Raw genomic sequence first — 20,975 nt, forward strand, 5'->3', positions numbered from 1 at the left:
TCCGTGCAGCTAAACGAGCCCCGAGCGGTGAGATAATAATCACCACTAGGACCACAATAATGCTGACGAAACGGGAGGCCATGTTCATAGTTACAACCGGAAATCCTGTGAAGTTGGGCGGTTTTTACCGCGAATGGCTATTAGAACTAGCACGGTGATTTTTATTGGGCAAGCGTTTTTTGCCTGACAAGACTCTGATTTTGACTGAGTCCGAACGCGTCGATTGGAACAAAAAACTAATAAAAAACGGTTAACCAGCACATACATCAAACCAAGGACGGGATTTATGTCATTAGCTGTGGTTTATAGCCGTGCCAGCTTAGGTGTTGCGGCCCCGCAAGTGACGGTGGAAGTCCATTTATCCAACGGGCTGCCCGCCTTCAACATGGTGGGCCTGCCGGAAACCTCGGTGAAGGAGTCGCGGGATCGGGTGCGCAGCGCCCTGCTCAACGGCAATTTCGAGTTCCCGAGCAAACACATCACGGTCAATCTGGCTCCCGCCGATCTGCCCAAGGAGGGGGGCCGCTTCGATCTGGCCATCGCCATCGGCATTCTCGCCGCTTCCAAGCAGATACCGGCAAAATATCTGCTCGATCACGAATTTTTAGGCGAATTGGCCCTGACCGGCGAGATCCGTCCCGTGCTCGGGGTGCTGCCCGCCGTGCTCGCCTGCCGCGATGCGGGTCGCACCCTGCTGGTACCGCGAGAGAACGGCCCGGAAGCCTCCCTCATTCAGGACGCCGAAGTGCGCACCGCTCATCAGCTGCTGGCCGTCACCGCCTGGCTGGCGGGCCAGTACGAGCTGCCGCTGCCGGATCCCCAGACCACGGATGCCCTGCCCGATGTGCCGGACCTGCAGGATGTGATCGGCCAGTCTCAGGCCAAGCGGGCGCTGGAGATCGCCGCCGCCGGCAGCCACAACCTGCTGTTCATCGGCCCGCCCGGCACCGGCAAGAGCATGCTGGCGAGCCGTCTGCCCGGCATCTTGCCGCCACTGAGCGAACAGGAGGCGCAGCAGACCGCCGCCATCCACTCCATCGGCGGCCTCACCCCGCGCGCCGGTCACTGGCATCACAGGCCCTATCGCACGCCGCACCACAGCGCCTCGGCCGTGGCGCTGGTGGGGGGTGGCAGTCACCCGCGGCCCGGTGAAATTTCGTTGGCCCACAACGGGGTGCTGTTTCTCGACGAGCTGCCCGAGTTCGAGCGTAAGGTGCTCGACTCCCTGCGCGAGCCGCTGGAGACCGGCCATATCACCATCAGCCGGGCCGCCCGCCAGGTGGATTTTCCCGCCCGCTTCCAGCTGGTCGGCGCCATGAACCCCAGCCCTTGCGGCCACTATGGCGATGGCCAGACCCGCTCCAGCCCGGATCAGATCCTGCGCTACCTCGGCAAGCTCTCCGGCCCCTTTCTCGACCGCTTCGACCTGACGGTGGAGGTACCGCTGCTGCCCAAGGGCAGCCTGACCGGCAAGGCGGAGCGGGGGGAGTCGAGCCAGCAGATCCGCGAGCGGGTGCTGGCGGCACGGGAGCGCATGCTGAGCCGCAACGGCAAGCTCAACAACCTGCTTGATAGCCGTCAAATCGAAGAAATTTGCCGCCTATCGCCGCAGGATGCCGAGTTTCTGGAGAACGCCATCCAGAAGCTGGGGCTCAGCATCCGGGCCTGGCACCGCATCCTGCGGGTGTCGCGCACCATAGCCGATCTGGCAGGACGGCAGGCCATCGAGAAGGAACACCTGATCGAGGCGCTCGGCTACCGGGCCATGGATCGGCTGTTGTCACGGCTGCGCAGCGGCTGATACAGGGCAGGAAGCGACCGCGATGGCCCCTCGCATGGTCTCGCGGGCCATCGGCTGATATTATGGCCACAGATCTGACCACTTGATGGCCCCTTATCGACAGCAAGACGGACCCAACTCATGCCCAACAAGCTGATTGAGCGACTGCGCGGCAGCCTCTCGACCCTGCTCTATTTTCTCAACACCCTGTTCTGGTTTATCCCCATCCTCACGCTGGGCCTGCTCAAGCTGTTGCTGCCTCTCAAGGGCTGGCGCACCCTCTGCAACGCGCTGCTGGATGGCAGTGCCGGCTGCTGGATTGGTTTCAACAACCTGATCCAGAAAACCATCATCAGAACCCCTTTCGATGTGGTCGGAGTGGACAAAGGGCGCCGGAATGAGTGGTATATGGTGATTGCCAACCATCAATCCTGGGTCGACATACTGGTACTGCAGCGGATTTTTAATCAAAAAATCCCCTTCCTGAAGTTTTTCCTCAAGAAAGAACTGATTTGGGTACCTTTTCTCGGCCTGGCCTGGTGGGCGCTGGATTTCCCCTTCATGCGGCGATATTCGCGCAAGTTGCTGGAAAAGAAGCCGCATCTGAAGGGAAAAGACATAGAGACCACGCGCCAGGCCTGTGCCAAGTTCCGCCATATTCCGGTCAGTGTGATGAACTTCGTGGAGGGCACCCGCTTCACCGCCCGCAAACACGACAAACAGGCAGCACCCTATCGCCACCTGCTGCACCCGCGGGCTGGCGGCATCGCCTTCACCCTGGCGGCCATGGGGGATCAGCTGCACAAGCTGGTGGATGTGACCATCGCCTATCCGGACGGCATCCCCAGTTACTGGGACTTCATGTGCGGTCGGGTCAAGGAGATCAAGGTTCGAGTCCGCTTTTTGCCGATCGAACGCAATCTGGTGGGGGATTACTTCAATGACCCCGAGTTCCAACAAGAGTTTCAACAGTGGCTGAACGGGATCTGGCACGAGAAAGACCAGACCCTGGATCAGCTGCTGGCGGACAAGACGCCCTCAACGACGCCATGCTAACCCTGCTCCCGGGTCCGCTGGTGCTGCTCATCAGCGCCGGTCTGACCATACTGTTTACCGCCCTGTGCGCCAGCCTGATCCTGCTGGTGTCACTGGCCAAGCTGCTGCTGCCGATCCCGGCCTTTGGCCGTGCCTGCAGTCGCCTCAACAACCGTTTCATGCGCCTGTGGCTGGCCTGCAACGCCCTGGTGATCCGCCTCACTACCCGCATCGACTGGCAGGTGGAGGATGACACCCGGCTGCGCAAGGATGGCTGGTATCTGATCGTCAGCAACCACATGAGCTGGACCGATATCGTGGTGCTGGGCCACCTGTTTCGCGACCGGCTGCCGGTGCCCAAGTTCTTCATGAAGCACGAGCTCATCTACATACCGCTGCTGGGGCTGGCCTGCTGGGGGCTCGACATGCCCTTTATGCGTCGCTACTCACGGGAGTTTTTGCTGAGGAACCCGCATCTACGGGGCAAGGACATCGAGACCACCCGCAACGCCTGCGAGAAGTTTCGCCACATCCCCACCACCGTCATCAACTTCGTGGAGGGGACCCGCTTCACCGAGGCGAAGCGCGACGCCTCCCGCTCTCGTTACCAGCACCTGATGTCGCCCAAGGCGGCCGGGCTGGCCTTCACCCTGGCGGCCATGGGAGAGCAGTTCGACAGCCTGATCAACGTCACCATCAGCTACCCGGACAACCCCGAGACCCCCTTCAAGGATTTCCTGATGGGGCGGATGAAGCGCATCCGGGTACGGATCGAGGAGCTGCCGGTGGATGAGCAGCTGGTGGGGGATTACTTCAACGACAAGCAGTTCAAACGCGGCTTCCAACAGTGGCTGAACCAGCGCTGGCAGGAGAAGGACACCGTGCTGGCGCAGTGGCAGGCAGCCGATGCGGCGGCTCAGGCCGAGCCGCAGGCAGCCAAGGCGAGCGCCGAGGCCAGCTCGGGCAGCTGATCCTCGCTGAACACCCGGATGCCGTGGCGGCGCAATAGGGCCGTGGTCATGCCCTCGCCCGCCACAGAGACACCCTCGAAGCGGCCGTTGTAGATGCGGCCGCTGCCGCAGGAGGGGCTCCCCTCCTTCAGCAGGGCGAAGCGAATGCCCTGAGCCTGGCAGAGTGCCAGCGCCAGCCGAGCGCCGTGATCGAACTCTGCCGTCACATCCAGTCCACCCTCTGTCACCACCCGCTCACCCTGCCGTTCGGCAGGTGGGCGCGGGGTCGGCAGGCCGCCCGCTACCTCGGGGCAAAACGCCAGCGCTCGTCCTTCAGCCCCCAGCTCGCGCAGCCAGTCGCTGACAATGCCCTTGCTCTGACCGTCGTAGCGCACCGGCTGACCCAGCAAACAGGCGCTGACCAGCACCTTGTGCACGCGGGTCTCACTCATGCTTTGCTCCCCCGCTGGCTAAAACCTGGGCCCTCGTCGCGCAACGAACATGGACCCAGCAGGCAGGCGCTTACCAGCACACGAACAGGGGATGCGCTCATGCTTCCGCTCCGTTCATCACCTGATCGAACATCACGCAGCAGGGGCTCTCCATCCGGTAGAGGATGGCGGGGCGCTGCTTGCCGGTACGCTTGCGGCCGGTATCCAGCAGGATGCCGGCGCGATGGATCCGCTTGCGAAATGCCGCCGTGTTCATCGGCGTCTGCAGGATGATTTCGAAAGCCCGTTGCACCTCGGAGAGGGTGAACTCGGCCCCCAGCAGTTGCAGCGGCAAGGTGCTGTAGCGGCTCTTGATCCGCAGCCGCTCCAGCCCCCGGGCAATCAGCTGGGTGTGGTCGAAGGCGAGACTGAGCCCCGGCAGGTCACAGAGCGGGTGCCAGCAGCCGTGCACGGCTTCGACCTCGGAGTCCACCAGGCAGAGATAGACCAGGGTGGTGGACCAGCCACGGGGATCCCGCTCCAGATTACCGAGGGTGCAGACCTGCTCGCTATAGCAGTGGCCCAGCCCCCACTCGGTCAGCAGGCGATGGCGAGCCGCGTCCAGATCCCGATCCCGGGTCTCGTCGATGCGCAGCGCCGGCAGTTGCCAGCAGTGGGCAAAGGGTGGGCGATCGCGGGTCTCAAGCAGCAGCTCGAGCCGCTCCTCGTTCAACCGCAGCACCACCATATCCAGACTCATTCTCAACATGCCGATCGCCCTGCTCGCCTTCGATTAATGTTTGGTAGATAATATCACACGAATAGTATGTGCAGGAGCCACTCAATGGGAACCGTCGCCAGCCTGGATATTGATGCGCAGAAGGGCTTTACCCCCCTCTGCCCGAACGAACTGCCCGTCGCGGGCGGGGATGATATTGTGGCTGCGCTCAACGCTCAGGCCACCCTCGCCAGCCTGCGGATCGGCAGCAAGGATTCGCATCCCGCCAACGCCGCCTGGGCCGTCAGCGATCCCGCCGGCATGTTGCTGCCGCTGGACCTGCCCAACGCCGACCTCACCTGGCCGGTGCACTGCGTGCCGGGTACCCGCGGCTTCGAACTGCTCGACGGCCTGCCTGCCCCGGTCGATTACGACTTCTTCGTCTGGAAGGGGGTCGAGCCGGATCTGCACCCCTACGGCACCTGCTTCCACGATCTGGCCGAGCGCCGCAGCACCGGACTCATCGAGTTTCTGCAAGCCCGCGGCGTCACTACCGTGCTGGCCGGCGGCCTCGCCACCGACTACTGCGTCAAGACCAGTGTGCTGCAGCTGCGCCGCGCCGGCTTCCGGGTGATCGTCCATCTCGATGCCTGTCGTGGCATCGCTCCCGAGACGGTTGCCAGCGCCCACACCCAGATGATCGAGGCCGGCGCCGAACTAGCCCAGAGCCTGATCGATGTACAACGCCTGCTGGACGTCTGATATGCCCCTCATTCTCATCAGCCTGCCCAATACCGGCGTCTGCAATCTACAAAAGCGGCAGGGGAGCGCTCTTGCGTTCACCCGCCTGCGGGGAGTCTGATATGCCACCCATACTCAACAGCCTGCTCGATACCGATGCTTACAAGCTGCACATGCAGCAGGCGGTGTTTCATCGCTATCCGGATGCCGAGGTGGTGGCCGAGTTCCACAGCCGCAACGAAGAGGATCTGCTGCCCATGATGGGCCAGATCGAGGAGCAGCTGCATCTCGCCGGCTCGCTGCGACTGACCAGGCCCGAGCTCAACTTCCTGGCTGAGCGTCCCTTCTTTACCGCCGATTACCTCGACCACCTGCGCCGCAAGCCGCTGGATGCCTCCCTGCTCAAGGTGTTCGAGCAAGACGGTCGCATCAACGTGCGGGTCGAGGGCCCCTGGCAGGACGTGATCCTGTGGGAGATCCCGGTGCTCGCCATCATCAGCGAGATGCGCAACCGCTTCCGCTACCCCCAGTTCGGCGTCACTCAGGCGCTGGAGCGGCTCGATCAGAAGATCGACAAGCTGGAGCGGGAGCTGAGCCGGGAAGAGATGAGCGAGTTCAACCTCATCGACTTCGGCACCCGACGCCGTTTCTCCCTCGCGGTGCAAGATACGGTGGTGGGTCGCCTCAAGGAGCGGCTGCCGGCGTTTCGCGGCACCAGCAACTACCTGCTGGCCCAGAAGTACGGCCTGCCGGCGGTGGGTACCCAGGCCCACGAGTGGTTCCAGGCCCACCAGCAGCTCGGCTTCCCGCTCGAGCACAGCCAGCGGGCCGCCCTCACCAGCTGGCTCGATGAGTTCACCAACCACCTCGGCATCGCGCTCACCGACTGCATCACCATGGATGCCTTCCTGCGCGACTTCGACTTCGAGCTGGCCAGCCGCTACCAGGGCTTGCGCCACGACTCCGGCGATCCCGTGGTGTGGGGCGAGAAGGCCATCAGCCACTATCAGCGGCTCGGCATCGACCCCACCGAGAAGACGCTGGTGTTCTCCGATGGCCTCAACCTCGACAAGGCGGTCGAGTTGTTCCGTCACTTCCGCGGTCGCATCAACACCAGCTTCGGCATCGGCACCAAGCTCACCTGCGATCTGCCCGGCGTCAGCCCGATGAACATCGTGTTCAAGCTGATGGAGTGCAACGGCGGCCCGGTCGCCAAGATCTCCGACAGCCCCGGCAAGACCCTGTGCCGTGATGCAGACTTCATCCGCAACCTCAAGCAGGCGTTCCACGTCGGGGTCTGACTTGGGCCAATCTGATGGCAAACAAAAAGCCCGCCGGTTTGCACCGGCGGGCTTTTTTCATCGGGTCTGACGGGATCAGTCTTTCTTGGCCAGCAGGAATTTCACCAGCTGGTTGAACTGTTCCTGGGAAGTAATGGATTCGATCTTCACCATGTACTTGCCGTTGACCAGGAAGGCCGGCACACCGCGGATATTGTAGCTCTCGGTGTTGCGGTCAAACTGGGAGACCATGCCGGAGACGGCGAAGCTGTCGACGGCACCGTCGAACTCCTCGGCCGGCACGCCGTTGTCCACGAAGATCTGCTTCACGTCGGTACGGCTCTGCGGGTACTGACGCTGGGTGTGGATCTTGTCGAAGATGGCCGGGGTCAGCTTGCCTTCAACGTTCAGCAGGCTGGCAACGGCGTAGGCACGCTGCATCTCCGGACCCATCTCGCGGCCCAGGAAGGCCACCGGGTTTTTCTTCATCGGCACGCCTTCCGGCAGGTTCTTCTTCAGATCCTCGGCAATCGGCTCGAACTTGGCGCAGTGGGGGCAGTAGTAGGAGAAGAACTCCAGCACTTCCGGTTGGGCGCTACCGGTCTGTTTGACCACATCGTAGTTGACGCCTTCCTTGAATTCGGGGGCGGCGTGAACCATGGGGATCATCAGCATGGCAGCAAGGAAAAATAGTACTTTTTTCATGACGTTTCCTGTTAAGGGATCACTGTGAGGCACGCCCGGCGAACCGAAGCAGTGCCAAGCCTATTGCGTCACCACTGCGCAGTCAATGGTCAAGCAGGGTACGCGAGTCCCGTCCGCCGCCCGCTCTCTTTCCCTCATCACCAGCCAGGCGTCAGCGTCAGGGGCGGTGCCTTGAGCGCTTCCAGCTGGTCGTGCAGGGTCGCTATCTGCTGGCGCCAGTAGTGATCGGTGTTGAACCAGGGGAAGTGGCGCGGGAAGGCGGGGTCTTCCCAGCGCCGGGCCAGCCAGGCCATGTAGTGGACGATGCGCATGGCCCGCAGCGGCTCGATCAGCGCCAGCTCGCGCGGGTCGAACTCCATGAATTCTTCATAGCCCGCCAGCAGGGTATCGAGCTGGATCAGCTGCTCGTGCCGCTCGCCGCTCAGCATCATCCAGAGATCCTGGATGGCGGGGCCGCTGCGACAGTCATCGAGATCGACGAACATCGGGCCATCGCGCCAGAGAATGTTGCCCGGGTGGCAGTCGCCATGCAGGGAGATCCGGGCCACGTCCAGGGTCATGGCGTCACTGACATGCTTGATCAGCTCGTCCAGCACCCCGAAGAAGGACTTGGCCAGCCCGCTCGGCAGCCACTCGCCGGACGCCAGCAGCTGACGCGGCTCGTGCAGCATGCTTTCCACATCGAGCCGGACTCTGTGGTGGAAGGGGCGGCTGGCACCTATCTGGTGGATGCGGCCGAGGTAGCGCCCCACCCACTCCAGCTGGTCGAGGTTGTCCACCTCGAACTGGCGGCCCCCCACGCTCTGCCAGATGGCGAAGGGGTAGCCCTGATGCTCCAGCAGGGTCTCACCGGCAAAGGCGATGGGGGCGGCAACCGGGATCTCCGCCTCATTGAGGCGGGCGGCAAAGTCGTGCTCTTCGAGGATCTGGGCCCGGCTCCAGCGACCGGGACGATAGAACTTCACCACGTAGCGGCGACGATCTTCATCCTGAAACTGGTAGACCCGGTTTTCGTAGCTGTTGAGTTCGATGAGACCGGAGTCGATACGCAGGCCGCTGAGGTCCAGCGCATCCATGATGAGATCGGGATTGAGGTCGGAATAGTTGAAACGCATGTCATCCACCATGAGAAAGGGGCGCCGTTGCGCCCCATTCTATCACTACTGCTTATCATTGCCGCGCCCGATGACCGGCTAAAACCGGCCATGGTGGCGGTCACAGCCGGCTGATGAACTTGCTTGGCTGGCGCAGGATTCCCTTGCTGTCGTCTGCGGCCGTCCCTTCGCGTTTGAGCACGAAGCGGATGTCCAGGGTCGGCTTCTTCAGATTGAAGGGGTCGACCGCCACGCTCACCGGCAGGGTGAAGATCTCGCCCGCCTTCAAGGTCACCTCGCGCGGGCCGAACCATTCGTGCTCCGGCAACCCCTCCACATCCAGCTGATAGGTCTGGGGATACAGGGTCTTGTTGAGGATCTTGAGGGTATAGGTGTTCTCGATGAGCCCCTCACTGTTCTCGCGGAACAGCTGGTTGCGATCCCGCAGGATATCGAGCCCCATCGGCATGATGGACATGGCGTTGTAGACGAACACCCCCAGCATCACCGCCATCACCAGGCCGTAACCAATCAGCTTGGGCCGCGCCACGTGGGTGGAGTCGTTGGCCAGCTTGTGCTCGGTGGTGTAGCTGATGAGCCCCTTCGGATAGCCCATCCGCTCCATGGTCTGATCGCAGGCATCGACGCAGGCACCGCAGTTGATGCACTCGTACTGCAGGCCGTCGCGGATATCGATGCCGGTCGGGCAGACCTGCACGCAGAGGTCGCAGTCGATGCAGTCCCCCAGCCCCAGCGCCTTGGGATCGGCCTTGCGGGCACGGGCGCCACGGGTCTCACCGCGCTTGGCGTCATAGCCGACGATGAAGGTGTCCTTGTCGAACATGGCGGACTGGAAGCGAGCATACGGGCACATGTGAATGCACATGATGGCGCGCATCCAGCCGGCGTTGCCGTAGGTACAGGCGGCGAACAGCACCACCCAGAAGATGACCCAGCCGCTGGCCTGCAGGGTAAAGAAGTCCGGCACCAGCTGGAACACATCCTGGAAGTAGGCGACGAAGGTGAGGCCGGTACCCAGCGACAGCAGGATCCAGGCCAGATGTTTGGCCCCCTTGCGGGCCAGCTTCTCGGCGTTCCAGGGCGAGGCATCCAGCTTGCGGCGCTTGTTGGCCGCCCCTTCCAGCTTCTCTTCGAACCAGATGAACATGAAGGTCCACACCGTCTGCGGGCAGAGATAGCCACACCAGACCCGGCCGAGGAAGGTGGTCACGAAGAAGAGCCCGAAGGCGGCGATCATGAAGATCCAGGCCAGCAGGGTCAGGTCCTGTGGCCAGATGGTGGCACCGAAGATGTGGAACTGCTGGTGACCGATGTCGAACAGCACGGCCTGGCGACCGTCATAGCGCAACCAGGGAATGGCGACGAAGAGCACCACGAAGAACCAGCCCATGGCCTTGCGCACCCGCTGCCAGTAGCCGGTCTGGGCCCTCACGTAGATGCGGTTGCCGGGATTGAACCTGTCATCGCTCGCTTTGAAGGTATTGGGGTTGTATGTCCCCGTTACATCGCCGGTGACATCCTTGATATCGATCTTGTCCTGGTCGGCCATTGCAACACTTCGCTCCACTCATTAATTGTTATGGAGCGGATTATATCTTAAACAGCCTGCTAATTGTGTGGGTAAAATGTATCTAATGTTCGAGTGGCGTCGCAATTTCAAGCAACAAAAAAGACGTATCGCCAGTTGACGAAACGCCTTTTTGTGAGATTCTTTTGAACACCAACAAAGGCTCCAGCTGGAGCAATCTTTACTTGATGCCGCGGGCCTTGAGCAGGGCTTCCTTGAAGTCGGGCACGTGATCCTTGGCCAGGCCCGGGATCATCGCCTGCTTGTCGGATTCTCGCATTTTGAGGTGATAGATCAGCATGTCGTCGGTCAGCTCGGACAGAGGACCTTCAAATCCCGCTTCCTCGGCCAGTTTGGCAACAAACTGCACCAGGCTGAGATCCTGTTCCTTGATCCAGGCAGGCTGCAACAACTCCAGCAGCTCTTCGATACGATGACATTGCATAGACGACCTCTTTAATCTGTCTTGTGAAACTCAGGCAACCTTACCCATCAAGGCTACTTCGATACGATCCCGCCCATTATGCTTGGCCTGGTAGAGGGCCGCATCCGCTTTTTGAATCAGCTCGCTGATGGAGAGGCTCTGATCCGGCACCAGGGTCGCCACCCCGAAGCTGCAACTGACCCGGCCAGAGACCAGGGATTTCTGATGGGGAATGCTCAAATCCTTCAGCGCCACCCGCACGTTCTCGGCGATCTGCAACGCCCCCTGCATGCTGGTACAGGGCAGCAGCAGGGCGAACTCCTCGCCGCCGTAGCGAGCGGCGAGATCGTCCTCGCGCCGCTGCACTTCGGCCAGCAGACCCGCCACCTGCTGCAGGCACTCGTCCCCCAGCTGATGGCCGTACAGGTCGTTGAATTGCTTGAAGTAGTCCACATCCACCAGCACCAGCGACAGCGGCGCCCGGGCCCGGTGACAGCGACGCCAGGCGCGCTCGAGGCAGTAGTCGAGGTGGGCCCGGTTGGCGATGCCGGTCAGTCCGTCCAGCCGGGAGGTGAGCTTGAGGTGCTCGGAGACCGCCTTCAGCTCGGCCACCAGATCGGCGTTGGAGAAACGGTGATAAAGCGAGGCCACCTGATCCCGCCGCAGGCGGCGCAGCAGGGTAGGTAGGAAGACGAACAGGTAGCCCGCCAGCATGCAGGAGACGATCCGCTCCTGCTCGTTGCCCGCCCCCAGCTCGAACAGCATGGCCAGCCCGAGCGGCAAGACGGCGCCGTAAAGCGAGCGGCGGCTGCCGAACAGCATGATGGCGCTGCCGGTGAGAATGAGGCTGGAGAGCATCATCATGGCCGCGCGATAGGTGTCGGGCAGCTTGTCCATGTAGAGCAACACGCCCAGCGCCCAGATGATGGAGGTGATGGTCACCCCGATGAAGAGCTCGCGCTCCAGCACCGGCAGCGGGATCTGCGCCAGCCTGGGCTGACGCCAGCGCAGGTGCCAGCCTCGGCAGATCAGCAGCAGCAACACCCCGGCCAGCCAGCCGAGCGCTTCGGCGGCGGGCAGGTAGTCGTGGAACAGCAGGCTCCAGCCAAGCGCCAGCAGACCCAGGCAAGGCAGGCTGAATGAGGCGTGGGTATAGAGCTGGGCCATGATGGCCTGCTTCACCTGACGTGTCACACTCTGGGTCAACTGCGTACTCCCTGTACAAGAGCCGCACAGTCTACCACTACCCCTTCGGAGCCAACAATAAAACGTCCGTTATTAAGCGGTTAGTCAGTCGATGATGCCAGGCCCAACCTGCCGGCAGAGACGGTTCAGCCGCGCTCCAGCTCGTCGAGGATCGGGCACTCGGGGTTTTCATCCCCGTGGCAGCAGCCGACCAGCCCCTCGAGGGAGCTGAGCATGGCCTGCAAGCCGGCGATGCGGGCGCGCAGATCGACGATCTTCTCCTGCGCCAGCTTCTTCACCTGGGCGCTGGTTCTGTGCTCGTCCCGATAGAGTGCCAGCAGCTCCTGGCACTCCTCCAGATTGAAACCGGTCTCCCGCGCCCGCTTGACGAAGCGCAGCTCGCGCAGCGCCCCCTCGGTGTAACTGCGGTAGCCGTTGTCGCTGCGGACCGGCGCCGAGATGAGGCCGATGCTCTCGTAGTAGCGAATGGTCTTGGCGGTCAGTCCCGTCGCCTTGGCTACCTTGCTGATGTTCATGGATGACTCCTTAACGGTTCGATTCTGTGCTGACATGGTGGCTGACCTGGGCAAGTGCCCGCGGCTGCCAACGCTTCAATAACAGGGAATTGCTCAAGACTGTGATGCTGCTCAATGCCATGGCCGCCCCCGCCAACTCGGGGCTGAGGTAACCCAGCGCCGCCAGCGGAATGCCGATGATGTTGAACACAAAGGCCCAGAACAGGTTCTGCTGGATGGTGCGCCAGGTGGCCGCCGAGATGTCGATGGCATCAGCCACCAGCCGCGGGTCAGATCGCATCAGGGTGATGGAGGCGGTCTCCATCGCCACGTCGGAGCCGGAGCCCATGGCGATGCCCACATCCGCCGCCGCCAGTGCCGGGGCGTCGTTCACCCCGTCCCCCACCATGGCGACCAGCCCGCTGGTTTGCGCCCGCAGCGCCTCCACTTTTTCCACCTTGCCGGCTGGCAGGACGGAGTCGAAGGCCCCATCCAGCCCCAGCTTGGCGGCGATATGGGCCACCGGCGCCGGCGCATCACCGCTCACCAGCCAGCTGGCGATGCCGCGCTGGCGCAGGGTGGCGATGGCATCCGGGCTCTCGGGGCGCAGGGTATCGGCCAGCGCGGCTATGCCGGCCACCACGCCGTCGATGGCCACCCAGACCCGGGTCGCGCCGTCGGCGGCTTGTTCATCCTGTTGTGGCGGTTCAATACCGAGCTGGGCCAGCAAAGAACCATTGCCGATGGCGACCGTGTGGCCGGCGACCTGACCGACAATACCGGCACCGACCCGCACTTCCACCGCCTCCGGCTGGGGCAGCATGGCCTCCTTGCCGACTGCCTCGCGCATGGCCAGCGCCAGCGGGTGTTCGCTCGCCTGCTGCAGGGCGGCGGCGAGGCGCAGTTGCTCGTCGTCGCCGCTCCAGCTGGCCAGCACCGGCCGGCCCTGGGTCAGGGTACCGGTCTTGTCGAAGATCAGCGCCTTGATGGCGTGGGCCTTCTGCAGGGTATCGACATCCTTGATCAGAATGCCGTGGCGCGCCGCCACCCCGGTACCGGTGACGATGGCCGCCGGCGTCGCCAACCCCAGCGCACAGGGACAGGCGATCACCAGCACGGCCACCGCCGCCAGCAGCGCCTGACCGAAGTCGTTGCTGATGGCGTACCACACCAGCAGGGTGAACAGGGCGATGGCCATCACCACCGGCACGAACACGGCAGAGACCTTGTCCACCAGCTGCTGCAGCGGCGCCTTGCCCATCTGGGCGTTTTCCACCAGTGCGATGATCTTGCTGAGGCTGGAGTCCTCCCCCACCGTGGTGGCCTCAATCTCCAGCACGCCGGAGCGGTTGATGGCTCCGCCCAGCACCTTGTCACCCTCGCCGCGCGGTACCGGCAGGCTCTCGCCGGTGAGGATCGACTCATCCAGCTCGCTCTCGCCGCTCACGATTCTGCCATCCACCGGCACCCTCTCACCCACCAGTACCCGCAACCGATCGCCGCGCAGCACCTCGTCGATGGCGACGCTCTGCCAGCTCTCGCCACGCCAGACGGTAGCGGTTTCCGGCCGCAGCGCCATCAGTTCGCGAATGGCGGACTGGGTGCTGCGTCTGGCCCGAGCCTCCAGCAACTTGCCGAGGGAAATCAGGGTGATGATGATGGCGCTTGCCTCGAAATAGAGCTGGCCGCTGGCGGCCATCCCCAGGTTGAGCAGCAGATAGAGGCTGTAGAAGTAGGCAGCACTGGTACCGGTTGCCACCAGCACATCCATGTTGGCGGAGCGGTTCTTGATGGCGAGCCAGGCACCACGATAGAAGCGGGCCCCGATCCAGAACTGCACCGGGGTGGCGAGCACCAGCTCCAGCCAGGCGGGCAGATGCCAGGGCAGCAGACCGGCCATGGCCAGCATGCCCGCCAGCAGCGGCAGGGTCAGCAGGGCCGAGACGATGACCCGGGTTTGCGCCTGACGGGCGCTGGCGGCCTCCTGCGCTTCCCGCTCCAGCAACTGCTGACGGCGACCGCTGGCCGAGCCCTGCGCCAGCTGGGCGCCAAAGCCGAGCGCCTCGATCTGCTCGCGCAGGCCAGCGGGCGTCTGTATCCCGGGGACCAGCACGATACGGGCCTGCTCGATGGAGAAGTTGACGTCGGCGGAGATGACGCCAGGCAGCGCCGCCAGCATCTTGTTCAGGCGGGCCGAGCAACCGGCACAGGTCATGCCGGTGATCTGAAACAGTATGGTCTCGCTGCCGTAGTCGTAACCCTGCGCCTTGATGCTCTCCAGCACCGCTGGCAAACGGTCGGGGCTGGCCAGGTCGATGGCGGCTTGCTCCAGTGCGAAGTTGACGGTGGCCGATACCCCGTCGAGCTTGTTGAGGGCGGTCGTGATGCGGCCGGCGCAGTTGGCGCAGCTCATGCCGCTGAGCGGCAACTGCAGATGAATAGGTGATTGAAGATGAGTGGTCATGTTGTTCCTCCCCGGAACCAGTCGGCCAGAATGAGCACCGACCAACAAACCCTAACCTTTACTGTAAGGGTAAGCTCAAGCCACCTGACTCACTTTTTGCAGATGAAAAAACGGCGCCCGTTTGCTGCCAGAGAGCCAACGGGCGCCGCCTTCAACTATTGCGCGGTGTGAACTGCGACTCAGATACCGTACTGGGCGCGATAGGCCTTCATGGCAGCCAGTTGCGCCGCCAGCTCTGGCTGCTCGGCCTGCTTCTCTTCCAGATAGGCAATCAGGTCACTCATCTGAATGATGGCGATGATGTGGGCGCCGTAGTCACGCTCCACTTCCTGAATGGCGGAGAGCTCGCCCTTGCCCTTCTCCTGACGGTCCAGCGCGATCAGCACGCCGGCCAGCGAGGCGCCGTTGGCCTGGATCAGATCCATGGATTCGCGGATGGCGGTACCGGCAGTGATGACGTCGTCCACCAGCATGATGCGCCCCTTGAGCGGGTTGCCCACCAGATTGCCGCCCTCGCCGTGATCCTTGGCCTCCTTGCGGTTGAAGCACCAGGGCACGTCCACGTCGTGCTGCTCCACCAGTTGCACTGCGGTGGCGGAGGCGATGGGGATCCCCTTGTAGGCCGGGCCAAACAGCACATCAAACTCGATACCGGCATCCATCAGCGCGGCGGCATAGAAGCGGCCGAGACGGGCCAGATCGCGGCCACTGTTGAACAGACCGGCGTTGAAGAAGTAGGGGCTTTTACGACCGGATTTCAGGGTAAATTCACCGAATTTGAGGACCTGCTTCTCCAGGGCGAACTCGATAAATTGACGCTGGTAGGCTTTCATTCTGGCTCCTTGCTTGGCTTGTCGTTTACTTTCGTGGGGTATAAAAAAACGCGGTCAATGCCGCGTTTTTAAAATCATGCAAGTGACTGCTTCTGCAGCGCAATGATGTCGGCGATGCCGCCCTTGGCGAGCGCCAGCATCTCCAGCAGCTCTTCGTGGGTGAAGGGTTCGGCCTCCGCGGTGCCCTGCACCTCGATGATGCGACCATCTTCGGTCATCACCACGTTCATGTCGGTCTCGGCGGCGGAGTCTTCGATGTACTCCAGATCGCAGATGGCTTCCCCTTCATACATACCGACGGAGACGGCGGCGATCATCTGCTTGAGCGGGCTCTGCTTGAGCATGCCCTTCTCGACCATCCAGTTCAGCGCGTCGACCAGCGCCACGCAGGCACCGGTAATGGCGGCGGTGCGGGTGCCACCGTCGGCCTGCAGCACATCGCAGTCAACTGTGATGGAGTGCTCGCCCAGCGCGGTCAGGTCTACCGCAGCGCGCAGGGAGCGGGCGATCAGCCGGGAGATCTCCAGGGTGCGGCCACTCTGCTTGCCGGAGGCCGCTTCGCGGTTCATCCGGGAGTGGGTGGAGCGCGGCAGCATGCCGTACTCGGCAGTGACCCAGCCCTGATTCTTCCCTTTCAGGAAGCGCGGAACACTGGTGTCGACGCTGGCGGTGCAGAGCACGCGGGTGTTGCCGAATTCCACCAGCACGGACCCTTCAGCATGCTTGGTGAAGTGGCGGGTAATGGTGACCGGACGAAGCTGCGCGGCAGTACGATCGCTGGGACGTGACATGAGACGGACCTCTGGGCTGGCTGAATTGGCGCAGGAGTATAAGTGATCCCAGCCCAAATATCAGCCGCTAAAACCACGCTGTCGGCTGACGGAGCAGGGCTGGCTGAGTATACTGGCACCACACTTCATCAAGCCCGGAACAATCAATGATTCACAGCATGACCGCCTACGCCCGCAAGGAACTCAAGGGCGACTGGGGCACAGCCGTTTGGGAAATTCGTTCGGTCAACCAGCGCTATCTGGAGACCTACATTCGCCTGCCGGAACAACTGCGCAGCCTGGAGCCGGTTCTGCGTGAGCGCTTCCGCGCCAAGCTGCAGCGCGGCAAGGTGGAATGCAACCTGCGCTTTGAGGCCGCGCAAGCCGCTGCCAGCCAGCTGCACATCAATGAAGAGCTGGCTAGGCTCATCATCGACAGCGCCAACTGGGTGATGAAAGAGGCGGGCCAGGGCCAGCTCAACCCGGTCGACGTGCTGCGCTGGCCGGGCGTGATGGCTGCCGCCGAGCAGGACATGGATGCGGTCGCCACCGAGCTGCTCGGCGGATTTGACCTGACCATGGAAGATTTTCTCGCCTCCCGTGCCAGCGAAGGGGCCAACCTCAAGGCCCTGATCGAACAGCGTCTGGCCGGCATTCAGGTAGAAGTGAAGAAGGTGCGCGTGCACCTGCCGCAGATCATCGAGTGGCAGCGCCAGAAGCTCACCGACCGGCTGGCCGAAGCCAAGGTGGAGCTGGATCCGGCCCGCATCGAGCAGGAGATCGTGCTGCTGGCCCAGAAGATCGACGTGGCCGAAGAGCTGGATCGCCTGGAGATGCACATCAGCGAGACCAACAAGATCATGAAGAAGGGTGGCGCCTGTGGCCGTCGTCTCGACTTCATGATGCAGGAGTTCAACCGCGAGTCGAACACGCTGGGCTCCAAGTCCATCAACGCCGAGGTGACCCAGTCTGCCGTCGAGTTGAAGGTGCTCATCGAGCAGATGCGCGAGCAAATTCAGAACATCGAGTAATCGATACAAGAAGCCCGTCAACGACGGGCTTCTTTCATTTGACGACGTGCCCGGTTGGCGGCCTGCGCCAGATCGGATTTTCACGTTGCACCGACAGCATCTGACTCACTTGTGCGGTATGCTGTCACGCTGACGATCAACCATGACCTCTGTTGAGGCCTGCCTTATGAAATACCTTGTAGTTCAAACCAAACAGATAGGGGATGTACTGATCTCCACCGCGCTGTGCAACAACCTCAAGCAGAATGACCCAAGCGGCGAGGTTCACTATCTGGTCATGGATTATTGCGCGGGTATGGCGCAGGGCAATCCCAATATCGATCGGCTCATCATCATCGAGAAGGCCAGGCGCAACCAGTGGCGCTACATGAAGGATCTGCTGCTGGCCATTCGCCGCGAGCGCTACGACGTGGTGGTCAACAGCCAGGGCCAGATGATCGGCCTGCTTAGCTGCCTCTTCTCCGGTGCCCGCCTGCGCATCGGCTTTGACTCCTTCCCCTGGCGGCTCGGCCACAACCGTATCGTGCGTTTTCGCAAGGACACCGAATTCCAGGGCAACAGCACCCTGGTTGACGACCGCTTCTCGCTGCTCAAGCCGCTCAAGCTGGCCAGCGAGGATCGCAACTACTACCTCTGGCTGAGTGTAGAAGAGAAGCAACAAGGCAAGGATGCCCTGCTGGCCGCCGGCGTCGACCTGAGCCGCCCGCTGATCGCCATGGGCGTCAACTCGCTCGGGCACTACAAGCGCTGGCCCATCGACTGCTTCGCCAAGGTCGCCCAGTGGCTGATCGAGCAACACGACGCCCAGATCCTGATCTACTGCGGGCCGGGGGAAGAGGAGTACAACCGCGGCCTGAAACCGCTGCTGCCCGCCGCCCTGCAAGCCAGCGTCTTCGACCACATCAAGACCCGCTCGGTACGGGAACTGGTGGGGCTGTTCGCCCACTGCCGGCTGTTTGTCGGCAATGACACCGGCCCCCGTCACATGGCGCAGGCCATCGACCTGCCCCTGCTGACCATAGTGGCTCCCGGTGGCGACAAGATCATCGCCAACCCGGTCAACCACCCCCGTTATCAGGCCATCGATGTGTTCGATGCCAAGGGACCCGATTTCCAGCTGCCGCAAAACGCGGAAAAGGACTTCATCGACGAAGCCCTGCTGCGCGCCATCACTCCCGAGCTGGTGATTGAACGGCTGACAGCGCTGCCTGGTTGGCAAGCAGCCACGCCCTGAAGGTACGCTCGAACTCGGCCAGATCGAGGGAGTTGATATCCTGCTCCCAGGTATTGGTCGAGAACAGCACGGTGGCTGACGGGGAGTTGGGGTGCCACTCCAGGAAGTTCTCGTTGCCACCCCCTATGTCCGGGTTGTAGAGGCCAAGAATGGGCTTGTGCAACCCGGCGGCGATGTGCACCGTCGCCGTGTCCACCGAGATCAGCCCCTGACACTGGCGCAACTGGGCGAACAACCCGGCCAGCGAGGGTGCATCCGGTGACAGCAGCAGGCGCTCCGGTCGGCTCAAGCCGGCCCGGATCCCGGCCACCTCCTCCTCCATACCCGGTGGATAGAGCAGGCAGATGGCGCAAGATCCAGCCGCCAGCATCTGCTCAAGCATCTGGCTGATAAGCTCGGGCCGCAGGCGGCGAGAGCTACCGCTGCCGTAAGGGTTGAAACAGAGTACCGGCTCTGCCGGCCACCAGCTGGCCAGCGCATCGGGCGGGCTCATGGTCGGGACTATGTATTGCTGGTCCGGATTGCTCACGCCAAGTCGCTGCAACAGCAGGGCGAACTTGTCGGAGAAGTGCATGCCGCTGGAGGCCTTGCCCAGCTTGAGGTTGACCGCCTGCAAGGCGTCGTCCATGCCGGCAACCCAATCCGCCCTCACCTGACTGATAAAGTAGATGTCCTTCATTTTCAGCATCTTGCCAAAGTGCACCAGACACTCCACCTCCCCCAGCGAGTGCGCCAGGCGCTTGAGCTGGCCATAGCCAGGCCGCTTGGGCACCTCTATCACCTTGTCCATGCCGAAATGATCGCGAAACAGGGGAGCCATGGCCGCAGTCGTGACGATCCACACTTCCCGCTCCGGGCTGGCGCGCTTGATTTCGCGGGCCACCCAGGATGAGACGATGGCATCGCCCAGCTTGGCATCCCAGCGCAGCAACACTATCTTCCCCTTGCGCTCATGCTGCGGGGCCGGCCGCTTGCGATCGAACAGCAGTTGTCCCAGCTTGCGGCGAAGAATGTCACGCTGGAGTTGCAGATCGTTGATTAATGACATGAATCCACCAGAAGGGCCGTTGAGTTGGAAAAAGGATGATAACAGCCTGATGCGACTAGAGCGCCATCAGGGCATCGACCTGGCGGCTGATCTCCGCCGGTGACAGGGCCGCCAGCTTGTCCGTGGTCGAGCGCAGGATGATATTGCGACCCGCCAGCGGAATGAAGGCATCGCGCCAGCGCTCGTTGTTCATCAACACCAGGGTGGGCACCCCGAAGGAAGAGGAGATATGGATGATGGAGGTATCGGTCGAGATGACCCCTCGCGCATCCTTGATGATCTTGGCGGCATCGAGAATGGTGTCAGGAAACAGCACTCTCATGTCCTGCCGCGGGCACGCCACGGGCTGCCTGGAGAATACCAGGTAGGAGATCCCCTGGTAGGTCGGCAGCTGGGCCAGGATCCCGTCGATCTGTGCCTCCGTCATCGAGTTGCCGACCTGGCTGCCCGTCAGGTTGACCAGCAGATAGCGGCCATATGCGCCGGTATCGAGCTGCTCGTTGCAAGGCGATGGTACTGTGGCCGGCACGCCAGCTGCATCACCAGCCACGCTGAGCATGCGATAGACGAAGTGAGCCCTGACTGGGAGTGACGACACTATGGTGGCCTTCTGGTTGAACAGCGGCAGCAACTTCTGCTGCCCTTCGCTCTTGAAGCGCAGGGGCAGCGACTGCAAGCGCCCGTTGGCCAGCAACAGCAACTTGGCCATGGCGATATCGTCGGGCTCGTCAAACAGATTGATCACCAGGTCATACTGCCGTTGCCTGAGTTCACGCAGCTTGCACCACATGCTCGCCGGCCACAGGGTGTCGTTCAGGGTGAGCACGTGACACTCATCGATCCCGGCGACCGACGCCGCCAGCAGCTGGTTGCGCTGGCTGCACACCAGCTCGAGGCGCGCGGCGGGGTAGATCTCCCTGAGCCGGGCAATGGCGGGCAGGGTGAGAATGAAATCGCCGATGGCGTCATAACCTACCACCAGCACCCGCTTCACCTCCGCCCCGGCGGGGCATGGGGCGGCGTCAGGCGCTCTGCCGATCAGCCATCTGGCAATGGAGTGGGTAAGCAACTTCTTGAGATTCATGGGTTATCCAGCTTGTATGGCCAGCAGCGTCGGCAAAGCTGGCGAGGCAGCCGACCAACAACCGC

General features: G+C 62.5%; 20 protein-coding genes. 7 read left to right on the forward strand and 13 right to left on the reverse strand.

Going from position 1 to position 20,975, the window contains the following annotated elements; all coding sequences use genetic code 11:
* Positions 1-286: 286 nt before the first annotated feature.
* The 3 genes from PG900_RS17520 (at position 287) to PG900_RS17530 (ending at position 3,786) form a co-directional block, all read left to right on the forward strand.
* A complete protein-coding gene (locus PG900_RS17520; protein ID WP_270831924.1) occupies positions 287-1,801 on the forward strand; it encodes a YifB family Mg chelatase-like AAA ATPase in 1,515 nt (504 codons plus the stop codon).
* 120 nt (positions 1,802-1,921) lie between these two features.
* Positions 1,922-2,836, forward strand: coding sequence for an acyltransferase (locus PG900_RS17525; RefSeq protein WP_029302342.1), 915 nt, complete (start codon positions 1,922-1,924; stop codon positions 2,834-2,836).
* A complete protein-coding gene (locus PG900_RS17530; protein ID WP_045525913.1) occupies positions 2,830-3,786 on the forward strand; it encodes an acyltransferase in 957 nt (318 codons plus the stop codon). The genes PG900_RS17525 and PG900_RS17530 overlap by 7 nt, the downstream gene beginning before the upstream one ends.
* Here the strand turns inward: PG900_RS17530 and PG900_RS17535 are convergent.
* Together PG900_RS17535 and PG900_RS17540 are read right to left on the reverse strand one after the other, a co-directional pair.
* On the reverse strand, positions 3,732-4,217 hold the full coding sequence (locus tag PG900_RS17535; RefSeq protein WP_270831925.1) for a DUF523 domain-containing protein: 486 nt from the start codon (positions 4,215-4,217) through the stop codon (positions 3,732-3,734). The genes PG900_RS17530 and PG900_RS17535 overlap by 55 nt on opposite strands.
* 97 nt (positions 4,218-4,314) lie before the next feature.
* The gene (locus PG900_RS17540) at positions 4,315-4,965 is read right to left on the reverse strand and encodes an NUDIX hydrolase (RefSeq protein WP_011707866.1); all 651 of its coding nucleotides are present in this window, start codon (positions 4,963-4,965) and stop codon (positions 4,315-4,317) included.
* 75 nt (positions 4,966-5,040) lie between these two features.
* Here PG900_RS17540 and PG900_RS17545 point away from each other — a divergent pair, with 75 nt between their 5' ends.
* Together PG900_RS17545 and pncB are read left to right on the forward strand one after the other, a co-directional pair.
* Entirely contained in the window at positions 5,041-5,676 is a 636-nt protein-coding gene (locus PG900_RS17545) for a nicotinamidase (protein WP_042067202.1), read from the forward strand.
* A 101-nt stretch (positions 5,677-5,777) separates the two neighbouring features.
* The gene (gene pncB / locus PG900_RS17550; RefSeq protein ID WP_270831928.1) at positions 5,778-6,956 is read left to right on the forward strand and encodes a nicotinate phosphoribosyltransferase; all 1,179 of its coding nucleotides are present in this window, start codon (positions 5,778-5,780) and stop codon (positions 6,954-6,956) included.
* Positions 6,957-7,031: 75 nt separating this feature from the next.
* Here pncB and PG900_RS17555 read toward each other — a convergent pair whose 3' ends face one another.
* From PG900_RS17555 to rph, 9 genes are all read right to left on the reverse strand, one after another.
* Positions 7,032-7,640, reverse strand: coding sequence for a thiol:disulfide interchange protein DsbA/DsbL (locus PG900_RS17555; protein ID WP_043126077.1), 609 nt, complete (start codon positions 7,638-7,640; stop codon positions 7,032-7,034).
* A 137-nt stretch (positions 7,641-7,777) separates the two neighbouring features.
* A complete protein-coding gene (locus PG900_RS17560; protein WP_043164000.1) occupies positions 7,778-8,767 on the reverse strand; it encodes a serine/threonine protein kinase in 990 nt (329 codons plus the stop codon).
* 88 nt (positions 8,768-8,855) lie between these two features.
* Positions 8,856-10,304 carry a cytochrome c oxidase accessory protein CcoG gene (ccoG, locus tag PG900_RS17565; RefSeq protein WP_270831930.1) on the reverse strand — a complete coding sequence of 483 codons (1,449 nt, stop codon included), beginning with the start codon at positions 10,302-10,304 and terminating at the stop codon, positions 8,856-8,858.
* A gap of 199 nt (positions 10,305-10,503) precedes the next feature.
* Entirely contained in the window at positions 10,504-10,767 is a 264-nt protein-coding gene (locus PG900_RS17570; RefSeq protein ID WP_005306857.1) for a YihD family protein, read from the reverse strand.
* 30 nt (positions 10,768-10,797) lie between these two features.
* Positions 10,798-11,952, reverse strand: coding sequence for a GGDEF domain-containing protein (locus PG900_RS17575; RefSeq protein ID WP_017409683.1), 1,155 nt, complete (start codon positions 11,950-11,952; stop codon positions 10,798-10,800).
* A gap of 125 nt (positions 11,953-12,077) precedes the next feature.
* Entirely contained in the window at positions 12,078-12,467 is a 390-nt protein-coding gene (gene cueR, locus PG900_RS17580; protein ID WP_010635698.1) for a Cu(I)-responsive transcriptional regulator, read from the reverse strand.
* A 10-nt stretch (positions 12,468-12,477) separates the two neighbouring features.
* Positions 12,478-14,910, reverse strand: coding sequence for a heavy metal translocating P-type ATPase (locus PG900_RS17585; protein WP_270831932.1), 2,433 nt, complete (start codon positions 14,908-14,910; stop codon positions 12,478-12,480).
* 179 nt (positions 14,911-15,089) lie between these two features.
* Positions 15,090-15,743, reverse strand: a complete 654-nt coding sequence (gene pyrE, locus PG900_RS17590; protein WP_270799592.1) for an orotate phosphoribosyltransferase — start codon at positions 15,741-15,743, stop codon at positions 15,090-15,092.
* A gap of 74 nt (positions 15,744-15,817) precedes the next feature.
* Positions 15,818-16,534, reverse strand: coding sequence for a ribonuclease PH (gene rph / locus PG900_RS17595; RefSeq protein WP_039213069.1), 717 nt, complete (start codon positions 16,532-16,534; stop codon positions 15,818-15,820).
* 146 nt (positions 16,535-16,680) lie between these two features.
* Between rph and PG900_RS17600 the strand changes: the two genes are divergently transcribed.
* Together PG900_RS17600 and PG900_RS17605 are read left to right on the forward strand one after the other, a co-directional pair.
* On the forward strand, positions 16,681-17,544 hold the full coding sequence (locus PG900_RS17600; protein ID WP_042067209.1) for a YicC/YloC family endoribonuclease: 864 nt from the start codon (positions 16,681-16,683) through the stop codon (positions 17,542-17,544).
* Between the two features lie 166 nt (positions 17,545-17,710).
* Positions 17,711-18,778, forward strand: a complete 1,068-nt coding sequence (locus PG900_RS17605) for a glycosyltransferase family 9 protein (protein WP_242796922.1) — start codon at positions 17,711-17,713, stop codon at positions 18,776-18,778.
* Here the strand turns inward: PG900_RS17605 and PG900_RS17610 are convergent.
* A complete protein-coding gene (locus PG900_RS17610; RefSeq protein ID WP_270799585.1) occupies positions 18,714-19,826 on the reverse strand; it encodes a glycosyltransferase family 9 protein in 1,113 nt (370 codons plus the stop codon). The two genes, PG900_RS17605 and PG900_RS17610, sit on opposite strands and share 65 nt — an antisense overlap.
* A gap of 55 nt (positions 19,827-19,881) precedes the next feature.
* Complete coding sequence (locus PG900_RS17615; protein WP_270799583.1) at positions 19,882-20,910, reverse strand: glycosyltransferase family 9 protein; 1,029 nt, start codon at positions 20,908-20,910, stop codon at positions 19,882-19,884.
* Positions 20,911-20,975 lie beyond the last annotated feature (65 nt).

The sequence above is a fragment of the Aeromonas sp. QDB03 genome (assembly GCF_027707985.1).
Lineage (GTDB): Bacteria > Pseudomonadota > Gammaproteobacteria > Enterobacterales > Aeromonadaceae > Aeromonas > Aeromonas hydrophila.

What these genes read in the sequence shown, in the direction of transcription:
- PG900_RS17605 (WP_242796922.1), top strand. Translation starts at nt 17,711, where the DNA reads ATGAAATACCTTGTAGTTCAAACCAAACAGATAGGGGATGTACTGATC.
- PG900_RS17570 (WP_005306857.1), bottom strand. Translation starts at nt 10,767, where the DNA reads ATGCAATGTCATCGTATCGAAGAGCTGCTGGAGTTGTTGCAGCCTGCC.
- PG900_RS17600 (WP_042067209.1), top strand. Translation starts at nt 16,681, where the DNA reads ATGATTCACAGCATGACCGCCTACGCCCGCAAGGAACTCAAGGGCGAC.
- PG900_RS17535 (WP_270831925.1), bottom strand. Translation starts at nt 4,217, where the DNA reads ATGAGTGAGACCCGCGTGCACAAGGTGCTGGTCAGCGCCTGTTTGCTG.
- PG900_RS17520 (WP_270831924.1), top strand. Translation starts at nt 287, where the DNA reads ATGTCATTAGCTGTGGTTTATAGCCGTGCCAGCTTAGGTGTTGCGGCC.
- cueR (WP_010635698.1), bottom strand. Translation starts at nt 12,467, where the DNA reads ATGAACATCAGCAAGGTAGCCAAGGCGACGGGACTGACCGCCAAGACC.
- PG900_RS17610 (WP_270799585.1), bottom strand. Translation starts at nt 19,826, where the DNA reads ATGTCATTAATCAACGATCTGCAACTCCAGCGTGACATTCTTCGCCGC.
- PG900_RS17560 (WP_043164000.1), bottom strand. Translation starts at nt 8,767, where the DNA reads ATGGTGGATGACATGCGTTTCAACTATTCCGACCTCAATCCCGATCTC.
- PG900_RS17555 (WP_043126077.1), bottom strand. Translation starts at nt 7,640, where the DNA reads ATGAAAAAAGTACTATTTTTCCTTGCTGCCATGCTGATGATCCCCATG.
- pyrE (WP_270799592.1), bottom strand. Translation starts at nt 15,743, where the DNA reads ATGAAAGCCTACCAGCGTCAATTTATCGAGTTCGCCCTGGAGAAGCAG.
- rph (WP_039213069.1), bottom strand. Translation starts at nt 16,534, where the DNA reads ATGTCACGTCCCAGCGATCGTACTGCCGCGCAGCTTCGTCCGGTCACC.
- PG900_RS17585 (WP_270831932.1), bottom strand. Translation starts at nt 14,910, where the DNA reads ATGACCACTCATCTTCAATCACCTATTCATCTGCAGTTGCCGCTCAGC.
- PG900_RS17615 (WP_270799583.1), bottom strand. Translation starts at nt 20,910, where the DNA reads ATGAATCTCAAGAAGTTGCTTACCCACTCCATTGCCAGATGGCTGATC.
- PG900_RS17540 (WP_011707866.1), bottom strand. Translation starts at nt 4,965, where the DNA reads ATGTTGAGAATGAGTCTGGATATGGTGGTGCTGCGGTTGAACGAGGAG.
- ccoG (WP_270831930.1), bottom strand. Translation starts at nt 10,304, where the DNA reads ATGGCCGACCAGGACAAGATCGATATCAAGGATGTCACCGGCGATGTA.
- PG900_RS17530 (WP_045525913.1), top strand. Translation starts at nt 2,830, where the DNA reads ATGCTAACCCTGCTCCCGGGTCCGCTGGTGCTGCTCATCAGCGCCGGT.
- pncB (WP_270831928.1), top strand. Translation starts at nt 5,778, where the DNA reads ATGCCACCCATACTCAACAGCCTGCTCGATACCGATGCTTACAAGCTG.
- PG900_RS17525 (WP_029302342.1), top strand. Translation starts at nt 1,922, where the DNA reads ATGCCCAACAAGCTGATTGAGCGACTGCGCGGCAGCCTCTCGACCCTG.
- PG900_RS17545 (WP_042067202.1), top strand. Translation starts at nt 5,041, where the DNA reads ATGGGAACCGTCGCCAGCCTGGATATTGATGCGCAGAAGGGCTTTACC.